At 34.5% G+C, this 17,001-nt stretch carries 16 protein-coding genes; 7 read left to right on the forward strand and 9 right to left on the reverse strand.

The window, feature by feature from the left end; translation table 11 throughout:
• The first annotated feature begins 20 nt into the window (after nt 1-20).
• From LUA86_RS04090 to LUA86_RS04105, 4 genes are all read left to right on the forward strand, one after another.
• Nucleotides 21-1,160 carry a cystathionine gamma-synthase gene (locus tag LUA86_RS04090; RefSeq protein ID WP_231459321.1) on the forward strand — a complete coding sequence of 380 codons (1,140 nt, stop codon included), beginning with the start codon at nt 21-23 and terminating at the stop codon, nt 1,158-1,160.
• Nucleotides 1,161-1,232: 72 nt separating this feature from the next.
• Nucleotides 1,233-2,084, forward strand: coding sequence for a TIGR02757 family protein (locus tag LUA86_RS04095; RefSeq protein ID WP_231459322.1), 852 nt, complete (start codon nt 1,233-1,235; stop codon nt 2,082-2,084).
• Between the two features lie 114 nt (nt 2,085-2,198).
• Complete coding sequence (locus tag LUA86_RS04100) at nt 2,199-2,813, forward strand: Crp/Fnr family transcriptional regulator (RefSeq protein WP_231459323.1); 615 nt, start codon at nt 2,199-2,201, stop codon at nt 2,811-2,813.
• Between the two features lie 253 nt (nt 2,814-3,066).
• On the forward strand, nt 3,067-3,714 hold the full coding sequence (locus LUA86_RS04105) for a response regulator transcription factor (protein ID WP_231459324.1): 648 nt from the start codon (nt 3,067-3,069) through the stop codon (nt 3,712-3,714).
• Between the two features lie 50 nt (nt 3,715-3,764).
• On the opposite strand, the gene LUA86_RS04110 is transcribed toward LUA86_RS04105, so the two are convergent.
• Nucleotides 3,765-3,941: a hypothetical protein gene (locus tag LUA86_RS04110; protein WP_231459325.1), complete on the reverse strand. Its 177-nt coding sequence runs from the start codon at nt 3,939-3,941 to the stop codon at nt 3,765-3,767.
• A 161-nt stretch (nt 3,942-4,102) separates the two neighbouring features.
• On the opposite strand from LUA86_RS04110, the gene dinB reads away from it, so the two are divergent.
• The 3 genes from dinB to LUA86_RS04125 all read left to right on the forward strand — a co-directional run bounded on the left by dinB (nt 4,103) and on the right by LUA86_RS04125 (nt 9,004).
• Nucleotides 4,103-5,395 (forward strand): DNA polymerase IV, encoded by a 1,293-nt coding sequence (gene dinB, locus LUA86_RS04115; protein ID WP_370634301.1) that lies wholly within the window; start codon nt 4,103-4,105, stop codon nt 5,393-5,395.
• Between the two features lies 1 nt (nt 5,396).
• Nucleotides 5,397-8,408: a DNA polymerase III subunit alpha gene (gene dnaE, locus LUA86_RS04120; RefSeq protein WP_231459326.1), complete on the forward strand. Its 3,012-nt coding sequence runs from the start codon at nt 5,397-5,399 to the stop codon at nt 8,406-8,408.
• 86 nt (nt 8,409-8,494) lie between these two features.
• Nucleotides 8,495-9,004, forward strand: coding sequence for a YdeI/OmpD-associated family protein (locus tag LUA86_RS04125; RefSeq protein ID WP_231459327.1), 510 nt, complete (start codon nt 8,495-8,497; stop codon nt 9,002-9,004).
• Here the strand turns inward: LUA86_RS04125 and LUA86_RS04130 are convergent, their stop codons facing one another.
• The 8 genes from LUA86_RS04130 to LUA86_RS04165 form a co-directional block, all read right to left on the reverse strand.
• Nucleotides 9,005-9,733, reverse strand: a complete 729-nt coding sequence (locus tag LUA86_RS04130; protein WP_231459328.1) for a polyprenol monophosphomannose synthase — start codon at nt 9,731-9,733, stop codon at nt 9,005-9,007.
• Nucleotides 9,734-9,860: 127 nt separating this feature from the next.
• Nucleotides 9,861-11,363, reverse strand: coding sequence for a peptide MFS transporter (locus LUA86_RS04135; protein ID WP_231459329.1), 1,503 nt, complete (start codon nt 11,361-11,363; stop codon nt 9,861-9,863).
• A gap of 1 nt (nt 11,364) precedes the next feature.
• Complete coding sequence (locus LUA86_RS04140) at nt 11,365-12,924, reverse strand: peptide MFS transporter (RefSeq protein ID WP_231459330.1); 1,560 nt, start codon at nt 12,922-12,924, stop codon at nt 11,365-11,367.
• Between the two features lie 147 nt (nt 12,925-13,071).
• On the reverse strand, nt 13,072-13,965 hold the full coding sequence (locus LUA86_RS04145; RefSeq protein WP_231459331.1) for a hypothetical protein: 894 nt from the start codon (nt 13,963-13,965) through the stop codon (nt 13,072-13,074).
• 9 nt (nt 13,966-13,974) lie between these two features.
• On the reverse strand, nt 13,975-15,150 hold the full coding sequence (locus LUA86_RS04150; protein ID WP_231459332.1) for an acetyl-CoA C-acyltransferase: 1,176 nt from the start codon (nt 15,148-15,150) through the stop codon (nt 13,975-13,977).
• Between the two features lie 179 nt (nt 15,151-15,329).
• Nucleotides 15,330-15,497: an Arc family DNA binding domain-containing protein gene (locus LUA86_RS04155; protein WP_231459333.1), complete on the reverse strand. Its 168-nt coding sequence runs from the start codon at nt 15,495-15,497 to the stop codon at nt 15,330-15,332.
• Between the two features lie 4 nt (nt 15,498-15,501).
• On the reverse strand, nt 15,502-16,023 hold the full coding sequence (locus LUA86_RS04160; protein WP_231459334.1) for a hypothetical protein: 522 nt from the start codon (nt 16,021-16,023) through the stop codon (nt 15,502-15,504).
• A 6-nt stretch (nt 16,024-16,029) separates the two neighbouring features.
• Entirely contained in the window at nt 16,030-16,887 is an 858-nt protein-coding gene (locus LUA86_RS04165; RefSeq protein WP_231459335.1) for an SPFH domain-containing protein, read from the reverse strand.
• Nucleotides 16,888-17,001: the final 114 nt, after the last annotated feature.

Genomic DNA, 17,001 nt, shown 5'->3' on the forward strand with positions numbered 1-17,001 from the left:
ATCTTGATACTACTACAATAATGAAATTCGGAACAAAAGCTATACATGCAGGTCAAGAGCCTGACCCAACCACAGGTGCCGTAATGACACCAATTTACCAAACCTCTACTTATTGGCAAAAATCGCCTGGAGACAATAAAGGTTATGAGTATTCGAGAGGTACAAATCCAACACGTAAAGCCTTAGAAGATTGTCTTGCTGCATTAGAAAATGCGAAATACGGTTTAGCCTTTTCAAGTGGAATGGGTGCAACAGACGCGGTTTTAAAATTATTGCAACCTGGCGATGAAGTGATTACGGGTAATGACCTATATGGTGGTTCTTATCGGATTTTCACTAAAATTTTTACTAAATATGGTATAAAATTTCATTTCCTGGATTTATCTAAGCCAGAAAATATGCTGCCATACATCAATGATAAAACCAGGTTGGTTTGGATTGAAACACCTACAAACCCAACTATGCAAATTATCGATATTGAGGGTGTAGCGAAGATTACTAAAGAGAAAAATCTTATTCTAACGGTAGATAATACTTTTGCATCTCCATATTTACAAAATCCTATCGATTTAGGTGCAGATATTGTAATGCATTCGGTTACAAAATATATTGGCGGCCACTCTGATGTGGTTATGGGTGCTTTGGTAACCAATGATGAGCAATTGTACAAAGACCTTTGGTTTATTTATAATGCTTGTGGCGCAACTCCAGGTCCACAAGATTCGTTTTTAGTTTTAAGAGGTATAAAAACACTACACCTTCGTATGAAAGCACATTGCGAAAACGGTGAAAAAATTGCATATTATCTAAAAAATCATCCAAAAGTGGATAAAATTTACTGGCCTGGTTTTGAAGATCATCCAAATCACGATGTTGGTAAAAAACAAATGCGTGGTTTTGGAGGCATGATTTCCATCTCTTTAAAAGACGCAGATTTGCAGGAAACTTTCAGAATTTCTTCCAATTTTCAGGTGTTTACTTTGGCCGAATCTTTAGGTGGTGTAGAATCTTTAATAAACCATCCGGCTACGATGACACATGGTTCTATTCCTAAAGAAGAGCGTGAAAAAGTTGGTGTAACCGATAATTTATTACGTTTGAGCGTTGGTGTGGAAGATATTGATGATTTACTGGAAGATTTAGAAAATGCACTAAAATAACCAGCATATAATTTTAAGAATCCGGTGATTGAGGCTAAGCCTTGGCCACCGGATTTTTTTTAATCAAAAGAAATGGATTTTTTAGATCTCAAAAATTTTCTTGATGCAAAAGTTGAACAGTACAATCGACCAGATTTTATAGAATTTGATCCAATTTGTATCCCTCACTTATTTGCTAAAAAGCAAGATATAGAGATTGCAGGTTTTTTTGCTGCAATTTTAGCATGGGGACAAAGAAAAACTATAATAAATAAATGTAAAGAGCTTTTAGTTAGAATGGACTATGCACCACATGATTTTGTTTTAAATCATAAGGATAGCGATTTGAAGCGCCTGTTAAACTTCAAGCACAGAACATTTAACGATACCGATTTACTATATTTTATAGCATTTTTTAAATCTCATTACCAAAACTATACAAGCCTCGAAATGGCTTTCGTACCTAAGCAAAATGAATTTCTTAACGAGTTTTCATCAACAGATACCTCGTTAAATAGCATCGCTCCAGATTCTGAAAATTGCTTGCTGCCAAATTTGAATTTCACCATAGAACAAGGGTTAAATCACTTTAGAAACTATTTTTTTTCGCTTGAGGATTTTCCGCATCGGACTAAGAAACATATTTCTTCACCTCAGCAAAAATCTACCTGCAAAAGATTAAACATGTTTTTAAGATGGATGGTTCGGAAAGATAACAATGGCGTTGATTTTGGCATTTGGGAGATTTTAAAAGCCGAAGATTTAATTTGCCCCTGCGATGTACATGTAGATAGGGTAGGAAGGCATTTGAAATTAATTCAACGTAAACAAACAGATTGGCTTACCGCTTTGGAGCTGACCAAAAATTTGAAATTATTTGACACAGCAGATCCGGTTAAATATGACTTTGCGCTATTTGGTTTAGGCGTTGAGAAAATCTTATAATTAGATTTATTCTGCTAAATTTTATATTTAAACTTCTTTTTTAAATTCAAACTTATTATACTTACAGTATAATCTTCCTACAAACTAAATTTTAATTATCCTCTATTTTAATTTATGATTTTTGCTGATTTATCTGAAAAAGATAGATGGAGAAAATATAATGATGTTTCTCCGGTTATTAATGTTTTTAAAAATTTCAATTCTTTAAATAATGATATTGAAGAGCAGATTAATCAGCATACATTTCCGGTGCATTTTAAAAAAGGTAAATTTTTAATTTCTCCTTTAGATAGAAATGAATACCTGTTTTTAATTATAAAAGGTGTGGTTAGAGGCTTTATTAAAGATGGTAAGACCGAAATAACTACTTGGATTGCAAAAGAAAATGAGGTTGTGGGCACCATCAGGAATCTTTGGGTAGATGGAGATTCGGAAGAGTATTTGCAAGCGCTGGAAGATGTAGAATTGATAGCTATACCACATTCACTTTCAGAATATTTGTATGAAAATCATATCGAGGCTAATATTATTGGAAGAAAAATGATGGAATTGTATTATCGGGCTGCCGAAGAAAGGGCATACTTATGTCGTATATCATCAGCAGAGAAAAGATACAAGAGGTTTCTTGTTTCATTCCCCGATTTAATAAATAGGGTTTCGTTAAAATATATAGCTTCATTTCTTGCTATTAGGTTAGAAACTTTGAGTAGAATCAGAACGAAAATTTGAAAATCTTAGTTAACTTCAACATGTTTTTTTGAAAAATGTGATAAACTTTACTTTTACGAATAGCTTTCTTGATATAAGTCAATTCTATTTGTCTAATACTTTAGCTGATTTGTGTAATATTTTTTTTCATAATTAATTAAATACGTACATTTACATATACAAATAGAATAAATTAAAAAGTCTGTTTTTAAAATTAAATTCTATATTCCTATTGCGAAAAAAAAGTAAGTATATCATCCCAACATACCAAGCAATGAAAACTAAAAATACTGTAAGTACCCTTTCGGTACTTATTGCTGATGATCACGAAATTATTCGTCGTGGTTTGAAGAACCTAATCGTAGATTATTGGACGGGAGTTCAAATTCTGAATGCTTCCACTTTGGAGCAAGCCCTTGTAGAGATTGAAAAATCTCCAAGTTTGATTATTATTGATGTGAACTTACCAGGCGGAAATAACCTGAAGGTAATTGACCAAATCAAAACAATACAGCCCAACGCTAAAATTTTAGTATTTTCTTCATTAAATGAAAATATTTATGCTGTTCCATATTTAAAAGCTGGTGCATCTGGGTATTTAACAAAGAATGCAGAAGAATCTGAAATTATTACTGCCATAACTACCATCTTAGCAGGAAGCCGTTACTCGAGCAGAAATGTTAAAGAGAATATGTTTAACAGTATTTTGGGTAATGATGCTGATAACCCTTTTACAAAACTATCCGGAAGAGAACTGGAAGTTGCCGAATTGTTAACTAAAGGTGTGGGTGTTTTAGAGATTTCTAATCAGCTAAGTTTGCAAATGGGTACGGTTAGTACATATAAATTAAGGTTATTTCAAAAGTTAAAAATTAAAAGTATTATAGAATTAGCCGAAAAGATGAGCATTTACGAAAAATAATACATCTTCATCAATGCTATTTAGAGGAGCTGCCTTTGGCAGCTCCTTTTTTATTTGTGCTTATGTTTATCTGTAGTACCAAGACCACCTTCTTCAGCTTCGTTTGGTGTAGAGCCTGCTTGTCCGTATTTTTCTGAAGCCCCTTTTCCATTCTGATCAAAGCTTGCTTTTTCTTTCGATGTTCCGGATGTTTTCTCTTTATCGGATGTTTTTTTATCGTCTTTCATAGCTTAATTATTTAAGGTTACATCTATTCAACATTAATAAATACTAAAGGTTTTAGAATTATAAAAACTAATAATGTTAGTAAAATGTTAGTAATAATCCATCTTGTAAAGTTAAAATGCTAATAACTTTAGTTTAAATTTGTTTTGTAAGTGATAAGATTATGGAAGGAAAAAGTATTATTCACATGGATCAGGATGCATTTTTTGTTTCGGTAGAGATACGTAAAAATCCTGAATTGCTTGGAAAACCTGTTATTGTTGGCGGTGGTTCTGATAGGGGAGTGGTTACTTCTTGTAGCTACGAAGCCCGAAAATTTGGAGTTCATGCGGCAATGCCTGGCAGATCGGCCAGATTATTATGTCCGCAAGCCATTTTTGTAAGAGGCAACATGGATGATTATTCAAAGGCATCTCATGAAATTACAGAAATTATAGCGCAACGTGTTCCGCTCTTTGAAAAGGCAAGCATTGATGAGCATTATATTGATATGACCGGGATGGATAAATTTTTTGGTTGCATGAAATTTGCTTCAGAGCTGCGTCAAACTATTATTAAGGAAACGCGTTTGCCAATTTCTTTCGGCTTATCGGTTAATAAAACAGTTGCTAAAGTAGTTACAAACGAATGTAAACCCAACGGAGAACTCGAAATTCCTTTTCCTAAAGTTCGTCCGTTTTTAAATCCCTTATCTGTACATAAAATACCTGGTATTGGCCAGGCAACCTATAAAAAGCTTAGTGAAATGGGTGTGAGGAAGATAGAAACGCTTGCTCAAATCCCTCAGGAATTATTGTATAAAATATTGGGAGAACATGGTACCAGCTTGTGGCAAAAGGCCAATGGAATTGATTTATCGCCTGTAGTTCCTTACCGTGAGCGGAAATCAATTGGTACACAAACCACCTTCGAAAATGACAGTATGGATATTCATAAAATGAAATCAATACTTACCGGAATGGTAACCAATTTAACTTTCGAATTGCGTAGCCAACAGAAATTAACAGCTTGTATCACCGTAACCATTCGTTATTCTAATTTTGAAACCGTAACACAACAAGCCCGTATACCATACACTGCTTTAGATTCTTTCCTTATTGCAAAGGCACATGATTTATTTAAGAAACTTTACAGTAAACGAATGATGCTGCGTTTAATCGGCGTAAAGTTATCTCATTTAGTTAGTGGTTTTGAACAAATTGGTCTTTATCATACATCAGAAGAAGAATATGATTTATATCAGGCAATGGATAAAGTTAGGCAAAGCTATGGTGTAGAATCGGTTGTAAAAGCATGTATTGTAAAACAGCCCGAAAAAGATGCAAATGGCAAGGTTGTAAAGTATAACCCCCGGTTAAAGAAAACTGCAGATAAAGAAGAGGAAAAGAAAAAATCACGAATCAGGACTTTTATTAATTCTGATGTTTCACAGACCAATAAATTAAGCGATAACTAAAATGTTTCTGAATGTTCACTCTTCATATAGCTTAAAATATGGTGTAATGGATATTGATGCCATAGTTGCCCAGGCCAGAATTTTAAATATCCACCAATTGGTATTAACTGATATTAATAATTCTACAGGTGCAATTGAATTTATCAGAACCTGCATAAATCAGCGTATTTATAAAAAAGCCGATGATGTGCAAAAGGGTAACATCTCTTACGAGTTAAAGCCAATTACAGGTATTGAATTTAGGAAGGATAACAGCTTACTTTATTTTGGAATTGCCAGAAACAAGGAAGGCATGAGGGAATTAAATGAATTTTTAAGTTATCATAACATCAATGATGTTCCACTGCCAGACAAGGCTCCGAAATTTAAAAATGTATTTATTATTTATCCATTTGAAAGGGAATTTACACATGCTTTGGCAGAAAATGAATTTGTTGGTATTCGTTATACACAGTTAAATTACCTCTACAAGCATCCTTTGTTAAAGCAAAAAAATAAACTGGTGGTTTGGCATCCGGTAACGGTTGCAGATAAAATTTCGCACCGTTTGCATGAATATATGCGGGCAATAGATTTAAATACGCTATTAACTAAAGTGCCAGCAGAATTAAAGTGTTTAAAAGATGAAACTTTAATTTCAGAAGAGAAGTTAAAAACATACTTTGAAAACTATCCTTTCATCATCCAAAATACCCAAAAATTACTCGATAATTGCGATTTATCTGAATATTACGAAGCAAAGGCAAAGTCTAAAAATAAGTTCTACTATACCAAAGGTGGAGAGGAAATGGATATTAGGTTATTGCGGCGGATAGCATTAAAAGGGTTGGAATACCGATATGGAAAAGATAATCCTGTTGCTTTAAAAAGGCTGGAGAAGGAGTTAAGGATTATTGCTTTTAAAAAGTATTCGGCTTATTTTCTTATTACTTTCGATATTGTGCGTTACGCGATGGGTAAATGTAAGTTCTATCACGTTGGGCGTGGTTCTGGTGCGAATAGTATTGTAGCTTATTGTTTAAGGATTACAGATGTTGACCCTATTGAATTAGATTTGTATTTTGAACGTTTTTTGCATGAAAAAAGAACCAGTCCGCCCGATTTTGATATCGATTTTTCTTGGGATGAAAGGGAAACGATTCAGAAATACATCTTTAATAAATACCCCAAAGGACACGTAGCTTTTTTAGGTACCATGAGTACTTTTAAAGATAGAGCGGTTATTCGGGAAATAGGGAAGGTTTTAGGTTTGGCGAAAGAAGAAATAGATAGTTTTAGCGACCAGACCAAAGAATGGCTGAATTCAAAAAATCCTAGCTATCAAAAAATAAGACTTGTTTATCAGCTGATGCAGAAAATGCCTAATCAGCGCTCTATTCATGCAGGTGGTATTTTAATATCTGAAGAACCAATTACCTATTACACCGCACTAGATATGCCGCCTAAAGGTTTTCCAACCGTACAATGGGATATGTATGAGGCTGAACTTATCGGTTACGAAAAATTCGATATTTTAAGTCAGCGGGGCATAGGCCACATCCGAGAGGCCGTTCGTCTTATTGAAAAAAACAAAGGCGACTTTGTGGATATACACGATTTCAAAAATTTTAAGGATGATAAAAAACTTAATCAGATATTAAAAGAAGGGCAGCCAATTGGCTGTTTTTATATCGAATCGCCGGCAATGCGACAATTGCTGAAAAAGCTTAAATGCGAAAATTACCTAACCTTGGTTGCAGCCAGTTCTATTATACGGCCCGGTGTTGCCAGTTCAGGAATGATGAAAGCTTTTATCGAGCGTTACCATGCACCCGAGAAAGTTGAATATTTGTGTGAAGAAATGAAAGAGCAACTTAAAGAAACTTATGGTGTAATGGTTTACCAGGAAGATGTAATTAAAGTATGCCATTATTTTGCCGGTCTTAATTTAGCCGATTCGGATGTGTTGCGCAAGGCGATGAGTGGTAAATACCGTTCAAAACTTGCCTTTGATGAATTGGTAAATAAGTTTTTTATTTCTGCCAGGGCACAAGGACATGCTGAAGAATTGATTAAAGAAGTTTGGCGGCAAATTTCATCTTTTGCCGGATATAGCTTCTCAAAAGCACATTCGGCCTCTTTTGCTGTAGAAAGTTACCAAAGCTTATATTTAAAAACCTATTATCCTAAAGAATTTATGGTAGCCGTATTAAATAATTATGGCGGCTTTTACACACGTTGGGTTTATGTTCACGAGCTTCAAAAAACGGGTGCGAAAGTGCATTTACCTTGTGTAAACCACAGCGATGCTATTGTAAATATAAGGGGTAACGATGCTTACTTAGGCTTTGTTGGGGTGCAAGGGTTAGAGCATAAGTTTATCGAACTTATTCCAGAAGAGCGGCAAAAGAATGGACTGTACCTTAACCTGGAACAATTTGTAAAAAGAACACAGATAACTTTAGAACAGGCGATTTTGTTAATACGCTTAGGAGCATTGAGGTTTACCGGAAAGGATAAAAAAACGCTGCTTTGGGATATTTACACCTACCTCGGGCACAATCAGAAAAAGTTAAACCACGCCGAATTATTCAGTATTCAGCAGAAAGCATACCATTTACCATCTTTAGAAAATTCGAAAATTGAAGATGCTTATGTAGAACTCGAACTGCTCGGTTATCCTTTAAATTTTAATATGTTCGATTTTTTAAAAACGAGTTATCGTGGGGATATTATGGCTGCTGATTTGCACAAGCATGTAGGCCAAACGATAAAAATGGTTGGTAACTATGTTTGCGAAAAAACCGTTCACACGGTTAAAAAGACGAAAATGTGGTTTGGTACTTTTTTAGATAATAACGGAGATTTTTTTGATACCATACATTTTCCTAATTCAACACCAATGTATCCATTTAAAGGAAAGGGATGCTATTTGATTTTAGGTAAAGTGGTAGAAGATTTTGGCTTTCAAAGTATTGAGGTTTTAAATTTTGCCAAGCTGGATATACACATGAATCCGGTGGCGGTTGATTAATATGATAAATGAAAATTTTATTTCTTAATCCATAAATATATTGTTTGCTAATTGAACATTTTTGCCTGTTTATTTTATATTTAATTATGAATTACTTTAAAGCTGAAATAGAACGTTTTGAAAAAATGGGTGACAAAACCGGATGGAGTTATGTTTTTATTCCAAACGCTATCGCTGATAAAATAAAGCCAGGTTGTAAAGTTTCTTTTAGAGTGAAAGGGAGAATTGATGAAGTTTTAATCAATGGAATGGCTACAACACCAATGGGTGGAGGCGATTTTATAATTGCCCTTAAAAGTGAACTCCGTAAACAATTAAAAAAGGAAGCTGGTTCTGCGGTTGAACTTTATCTTGAGGAAGACAAAGATTTTAAAATTGATATGCCCGAAGATTTAGAAATTTGCTTATCAGAAGAGGAGCACCTCATTAGTAATTTCTTGAAACTGGCAAAATCACACCAAAATTATTTTATTAAATGGATAAATGAAGCTAAAACAGAAACAACAAGAACAAAACGTTTAGTAATGACGGTTAGTGCAATGGATAATCAGCAGGATTTTGGAACAATGATTAGGGCAGAAAAATCGAACAGATAATTATCGCTTGTAATTTCTGAACCAACTCCAAACTTTCATTTGTATCACCCCAATAAAAGCCTCCCTAAATATTCTGGTGCTCATTTTAGAAGTTCCCTCTGTTCTATCTGTAAATATAATCGGAACTTCTACAACATTAAATCCATATTTAATGGCCGTAAACTTCATCTCAATTTGAAAGGCATAACCAACAAATTTTATTTTATCTAACGGAATAGTTTCAAGAACAATTCTGCGGTAACATTTAAAACCTGCAGTAGCATCCTGGATATTAATTCTAGTTATTAACCTAACATACATTGAGGCAAAGTAAGACATCAATACCCTTCCCATTGGCCAATTTACCACATTTACACCCTTAACATATCTTGAACCAACCGCAACATCGGCATCATTAACACAGGCTTCTCTTAAGCGTATTAAATCATCCGGGTTGTGAGAAAAGTCTGCATCCATTTCAAAAATATAGCTGTAATCTTTTTGTAAAGCCCAATTAAAGCCATATATATAGGCGGTACCCAGGCCTAATTTGCCCGAGCGTTCTTCTATATGCAAACGCCCTTGAAACTCATTTTGTAAAGATTTTACAATAGCAGCAGTGCCATCCGGAGAACCATCATCGACAATTAGTATATGAAAAGGATGAGTTAATGAAAACACCTTCCGGATAATTTTTTCAATATTTTCCTTTTCGTTATAAGTTGGTATGATAACTAAACTGTCTGACACGTATATTTTATTTATGGTAAACCTCGAAGTTTGCACTTAAACTTTCAAGCAGCGAAAGTAAATATTTTAATGATAAAAACCCGTATCAAGCTTGTTGATACGGGTTAAAATAAGTTAAAAATGCATTTTATCTAACTTCCTGCATTAATTTTTTTATCAGTTGTGAAAATGCGATTAAGAATATTCCGGCAATTAAAGAATATAACGCCAGGGATTTATAACCTTCGGTATAAGAGGTTAGTTTAGTCATTAACGAAGCATTTTCTATGCTCGACATTTCTGCACCCAATTTACCTGCAGCTAATTGTCCGAATGCGCTAAACAAAAACCACATCCCCATCATCATTCCAAACATCCTTTTAGGTGATAATTTGGTTATGATTGACATCCCGATAGGACCAATACAAAGCTCACCCAGCGTTAATAATAAATAACCGAGTGTAAAAATATTCAAAGAACTTATGCCTTGCTCATTCGCAAAGAATCTTGTTGCATAAAAAACATAAAAACTCAACGCTAAGAAAATAAAGCCTAAGCCAAATTTAATAACTGTATTTGGTTCAATTTTGCGCTTGTGCATACCAATCCACAGTAAACCAACCAAAGGACTAAAAACGATAACAAAAAATGAGTTTACGCTGTTATTTACAACATTAGGATCTATTGAGAAAAACAGAAAATTATGGTTAAGATTATCTTTAGCAAATAAGGAAAGAGAACCGCCGCTTTGCTCAGAAATCGCCATAAAAATGAAATAGCAAAGTATAAATATAAATGCTGCTAAAAGCTTGTACCTGGATTTAATTTCCTTTATGGCAAACATTTCGTAAAAGAAATAAATTAAGGCAACAATGCCAATCGTGTACATGAAGTAATCCGTGTATGCCGTGTTTCTAACCATTATAAAAATTAATGGAATGCATAACAAAGAGCCTGCATAAGTGGCTATTTCATACGTTTTTTGCTTGGTTTTTTCGAGGTGTAAAAGTGGTGAATTGCCAATTGGGCCTAAATATTTTTTTGTAAAAATAAATGTGCCTAAGCCTATCATCATTACCAATGCTGCAGAAAGAAAACACAAATGCCACGATACGTACTTGCCTAAATAGATACACATTGCGCCACCCAATAAGCCACCAACATTTATGCCGGCGTAAAACAAACCATATCCGGCATCTCTTCTATTATCTTTTTCATGGTAAAGTTCGCCAACCATTGATGAAATATTTGGCTTGAAAAAGCCAGTGCCGATAATTGAAAGGGTTATTCCAACGTAAAATAAATCTTGTGGAGAGAAAGCTAACACCAGGTTTCCAATAATCATTAAAGAACCACCCCAAAAAAGAGATTTACGAAAGCCCAAAATTTTATCGGCAAAAATGCCACCAATAAAAGTGAAGGCGTAAACAAAAGCTTGTATTGCTCCGTATTGTAAATTAGATTTCTGATCAGTTAAGCCTAATTGGTCAACCATAAAGAAAGCTAAAACACCACGCATACCATAAAAACAGAAGCGTTCCCACATTTCTACTAATGATAAATGCCAAAGTTGTTTTGGATATTTACCGTCAAAATTTTGTATTGCTTCTAATGTTTCTATAGAAGGCGTTTTTTCTGTAGCTATTTCCATTTTATTTTACGCCATGCATTAATTTTTTAACAACAGGATGTAGGGCTGCAATTAGTATTCCTGCAGAAATTGGGACAATGGTAAAGATTAAAAAGAACGTTGTTAAGCTATATTTTTGGGTAATTTCTTCAATCATACTTCCTGATACACCTGCCAATTTATTACCCATTGCTAAAAACAGATAGTAAACGCCAAACATAAAACCAATCCATTTTGCTGGTACAAGCTTGCTTACATAAGATAAACCTACCGGAGAAATACAAAGCTCGCCAAGTGTGTGGAATAAATAGGCAAATACAAGCCAGGCCATACTTACTTTAATTTCTGGCGAGGTGATTGCTGTTGAGCCATAAGCCAAAAAGCCAAAACCAATACCAAGTAAAGTTAAGCCTAAGCCGAACTTTAATGAGCCTGGAAGGTTGTATTTACTTTCCCACCATTTAGAGAAAACGGGCGCAAAGCAAATAATAAATAATGAGTTAAGTATGTTAAACCATGAAGCTGCAATTTCTGTAGTTTGTGCAGAAAATTCGCGTTCTACTTTCCATAATACTATAGCCCATATAATAATGAAACTTGATGCTAAAATTAAATTACCAAGTTTGTATTTAGATATGGTTTGAGAGAATAGTTTTACCAACACGTATGATATAATTCCGAGTGGTACAATTGTTAACAAGGCATCAACTATTTTAAAAGTTAAACCTGCACTTCCTGTTAAAATACGGGTTGTATTTTCTTTTGCAAAGATGGTCATACTACCACCGGCTTGTTCAAATGCCGCCCAAAAGAAAACCGTAAAAATTGAGAAAATAAATACAACTATTAGTCTATCTCTTGTAATGTTCGCTGGAACTTTTTCTTCTACGATTTCGGATTTAGCATCACTTTGTGCTTGTTGTAATCTCTTTTCTTCTTTTGGTAATAAACCAATGCTACCGAAAATATTTTTTGTGAAATAAAATTGCAACATCCCCAAAAACATAAATATTCCGGCTAAACCAAAACCCCAGCTCCATGAAATTTTTTCACCAATATAGCCGCAAATCATAATGCCTAAAAAGGCTCCGGCATTAACACCCATATAAAATATCGAGTAAGCGCCATCTTTCTTTTCTGGATGATCTTTATAAATTTTAGAAACTATTGAAGTCATATTTGGTTTAAATAAACCATTTCCAATCATTAAACAGCCTAAACCAATATATAAAAAGATTGGTGTCTCTATGGCCATACTGGCGTGGCCGATAGTCATAATCAAAGCGCCTAAAATTACTGCCCAACGATAGCCTAATAATCTATCGGCAATTAAACCACCTAAAACAGGTGTAAGATAAACGCCCATTGTGTAAGTTCCATATAAAGAGAGGGCATCTGCTTTTGACCATTCCCAACCACCTGCAGCGATGGTAGATGTTAGAAATAAAACAAGTAGGGCACGCATACCGTAGTACGAAAATCTTTCCCACATTTCCGTAAAAAAAAGCACAAAAAGTCCGGCCGGATGACCTAATACCTTATTGCTAAAGAAATCGTCTTTGGTTTCAATGGATGTTTGCATAAAACATTTGTTCGTTTTAGTTTATGAATTCAGAATTTGTGTGTTCTAAAGTTGGTTTTACAAAGCGCAATATAGCGAGCAGAGGTGATTCTAACAAATTTTTAACTTATGTGTAAAGTAATGAATACGTTAGGGAAAGATAATGCATTAAAATTTTCTGATGGGCTTTATATTTTTAGCCGGATCGGCATATAATGCATCATTTGCATTGGCGTCATTATTAATAACAACATTTTCTTGAAGCTTAAGTCGGCCACCAATAACCTTAAATGCATCGGTATTACCATCAGAACCATAAAATTGAAATTTGCCAACCATTTCAGGATCGAAAGGAGCGAGGTGATCGAAAACAATTAAGCCGGCTTTTTTATCTGTTTTTAAAACCATTGCATTCTGCTTATTATATTCAAAAATCACACGGTTTTTACCTTTTAATTCTTTGCCGTCAAAAACAGGCATTCCAAAATTTACATTGTCTCTATCAAATGATAATATTTCGATTACTTTTTTAGTTGATTCTAAGGTATTTCCTTTCCAACCTAATAAAACATAATATGGTTGTTTACCAGAGGATGTTATTGGAATAACTTCATAATAACGGGCACCATACCATTTTTGGTTATTGGTAATCATATTTGCATCGCTAATATTCTCTGTTTGGTCTATCAAAGGAAACAATTTTAAACCGCCTTTATTATTCATTTGTATAGTTCCGAAATATCTGTAGGTTCCATTTTCGAAAGGAAGATACCAGGAAATAATTCTAAATACCTGATCACTTGATTTTACTACAGAAACATTTTTTAATGAATCGAAATTATAATTATAAGAATTAGGTTGCTTTAAAGCTTCGACTAAAGTTTTTATAAATTTTCCATTTGAAGCAGTTTTAACCTCATCATTCGGCGTGCTGTAAATTGCCTTTGTAATATTGATAAGGCTATCTTGAAAAACATCAAGTTTATCGAAATTTTGCTGAGCAGCTACAACAAAGGTTTGCAGGCAAAGTAAAATGATTAAATAATGCTTGATGTTTTTCATTTATTGAATTTATAATTTCTCTAAAACTAATGCACTTGCCCCGCCGCCACCATTGCAAATACCAGCTACACCGATTTTGCCATTAGTTTGTGCCAATACAGATAATAGTGTAACCACAATACGTGCACCTGATGCGCCTAGTGGGTGACCTAAAGAAACTGCACCACCGTTAATATTCACTTTATGTTCATCGAGATTTAAAATCTGATTATTTGCAATTGAAACAACAGAGAAAGCTTCATTGATTTCAAAAACATCTACATCCTTAACCTCAAGATTTGCTTTTTTCAATGCCAAAGGGATTGCTTTTGATGGTGCGGTAGTAAACCATTCTGGTGCCTGTTGCGCATCGGCATAACTAATTATTTTTGCCAACGGTTTAACATTTAATTCTTTTGCTTTATCAGCACTCATTAATAGTAGGGCAGCTGCGCCATCATTTAATGTAGATGCATTTGCAGCGGTAACTGTTCCGTCTTTTTTGAAAACTGGTTTTAAAGCTGGGATTTTATCAAATTTCACAGCTGTGGGTTCATCATCAGTATCAACAACTGTTACTTCACCTTTTCTGTCTTTTACTTCAATGCTTACAATCTCTCCTTTAAACTTGCCGGCAGTTTGTGCTGCTTGCGCTCTCTTATATGATTCTATTGCAAAATTATCCTGATCTTGTCTGCTGATGTTACAATCTGTGGCACATAATTCGGCTGCAGAGCCCATGTGATAGTCGTTGTAAACATCCCAAAGCCCATCTTTAACCAAGCCATCAGTAATTTGTCCGTGTCCCAATCTGTAGCCATTTCTAGCCTTATCTAAATAGTACGGAACATTGCTCATGCTTTCCATACCGCCGGCAACAATAATATCGTTATCGCCATTGGCAATGCTTTGGGCTGCTAACATTATAGCTTTTGTACCGGATGCACAAACCTTATTTATAGTTGTAGCAGGTAAATCTGGTAAACCGGCTAATTTTGCCGCCTGGGTTGCTGGTGCCTGTCCAAGATTTGCAGAAAGCACGTTTCCCATGTAAACCTCCTGGATTTGCGACAACTCTAATCCGGCTCTTTCGATGGCTGCTTTAATTGCAAAACCGCCAAGTTGCGGTGCCGAAAATTGAGCTAATGTGCCACCGAAACTTCCAATCGGGGTTCTTACTGCCGAAACAATTACAACTTCTCTCATGTAAACTATTTTTTATGAATTTTTGGTTAGGCCGCTAAGTTATATATTTTTTAATATTAGATAAACGATATATTGTGTTTTCAATTGCGTTAGAATATACCCATGAATTTTAACCCTGTATTTTTTGAAGGAATTAATGGTATACGATGATGAATCAAATACTAAACATAATCACATAATTACTCCTCTTTACTTTTTCCTTTTTTTCTTGATTGTAAGGCTTGCGTTAGTAAAAATTCTATTTGGCCATTTGTGCTTCTAAACTCTTCACTTGCCCATGCTTCAATATCTTTCAACAAAGCCGGGTTAATTCTCAAAACAAAAGCTTTTTTATCTTTTTCTATCATTTCGCTATCTTATTGCTTTAATATTATGCCTTGTTTTAAGGTTAATTAGAAATAACTCTAATTCATCAACTTTGTTGGAGCTAAACAATAATTTCCTGCCATTTTTTAAAATGAATTGTAGCCCTCTTGATTTATCGTTCATTAAATATGCCTTATCCATAAATTTAAACCAAAGCCTCATTTTTACACCATACCCGCCATATTCGGAAAATGCATCATATTTTCTTATATATGCTTCCTCTATATCATCCCATAAATGAGTAACAAGTTTTTGCTGGAAAGGGAAATACCGATAGGAAAAGCCTTTGCTATTGATTTTTAAGGTAAGTTGGTTTTTCTGGATGATGAAGATAATAAGAAAGGGAAGTAGAAGCAGGCCAACAGGAACAAAATACATCGCTTTCAATTCCTGCATGCTTGGTCCACCCTCATAAAAAAATAGTATAGCAGCTGTTGGAAATATGGTTAAGCCTGTAATCAAGTACAGCCACCAAATTTTCAATCCCTGCTTTTCAATAAATTCCATTATATTTTAGTTATAAAGCGTGCCAGTGTTTACAACAGGCTGTACATTTCTATCTCCACAAAGTACAACAAGTAAATTGCTAACCATTGCAGCTTTACGTTCTTCATCTAAGTTTACGATATCTTTTTCTGATAATTTCTCTAGAGCCATTTCTACCATGCCTACAGCGCCTTCTACAATTAATTTTCTTGCAGAAATAACTGCTGTAGCTTGCTGACGTTGTAACATTGCACTTGCAATTTCTGGTGCATAAGCTAAGTGAGAAATACGAGCTTCTAAAACTTCTATGCCTGCTCTTGATAAGCGCTCATTAAGCTCATTCTCTAAAAGTTCACTTACCTTTTCAGCACCATCTTTTAAAGTAATGCTATCTTCCTCACCCTCAGCATGGTCATAAGGAAAAATATTGGCCAGATGCCTTACTGCGGCTTCACTTTGTATGGTAACATATTGCGTGTAATTTTCAACTGAAAAAATTGCCTTTGCCGTTTCGTTTACTTTCCAAACTACAACAGCGGCAATCTCAATTGGGTTACCTAATTTATCGTTTACTTTTAGTTGTTGACCATTTAGGTTGTTTGCTCTTAAAGAAACTTTACGCTTGCTTGTAAGTGGATTAACCCAAAAGAAACCATCAGTTTTAACGGTTCCAACATATTTTCCAAAAAGTGTTAATACTTTCGATTCATTGGGGTTGTTAATTATTAACCCAGGTAAAACCAGAAAAAAATTGAAAGACAATACGCTGCCTCCCCAAATAAAATGTTTGGTTACAAAACAGAAGACAGCGGCACCTAAAAGTGCTAAAAATAATGCGAATGTTAAATAACCCGATGGTGGATTAATGATTTTTTCTTGATACATAATTGATATTAATTTGATATCATAAATTAAAATATAAATATTGGTAATTGCAAAAAAAATCAGTAAAATGTATATTAGATAAAAATGTTATTTTTGAAAACATCATAAAGGGAG

The sequence above is a fragment of the Pedobacter sp. Leaf132 genome (assembly GCF_920984695.1).
Classification (GTDB): domain Bacteria; phylum Bacteroidota; class Bacteroidia; order Sphingobacteriales; family Sphingobacteriaceae; genus Pedobacter.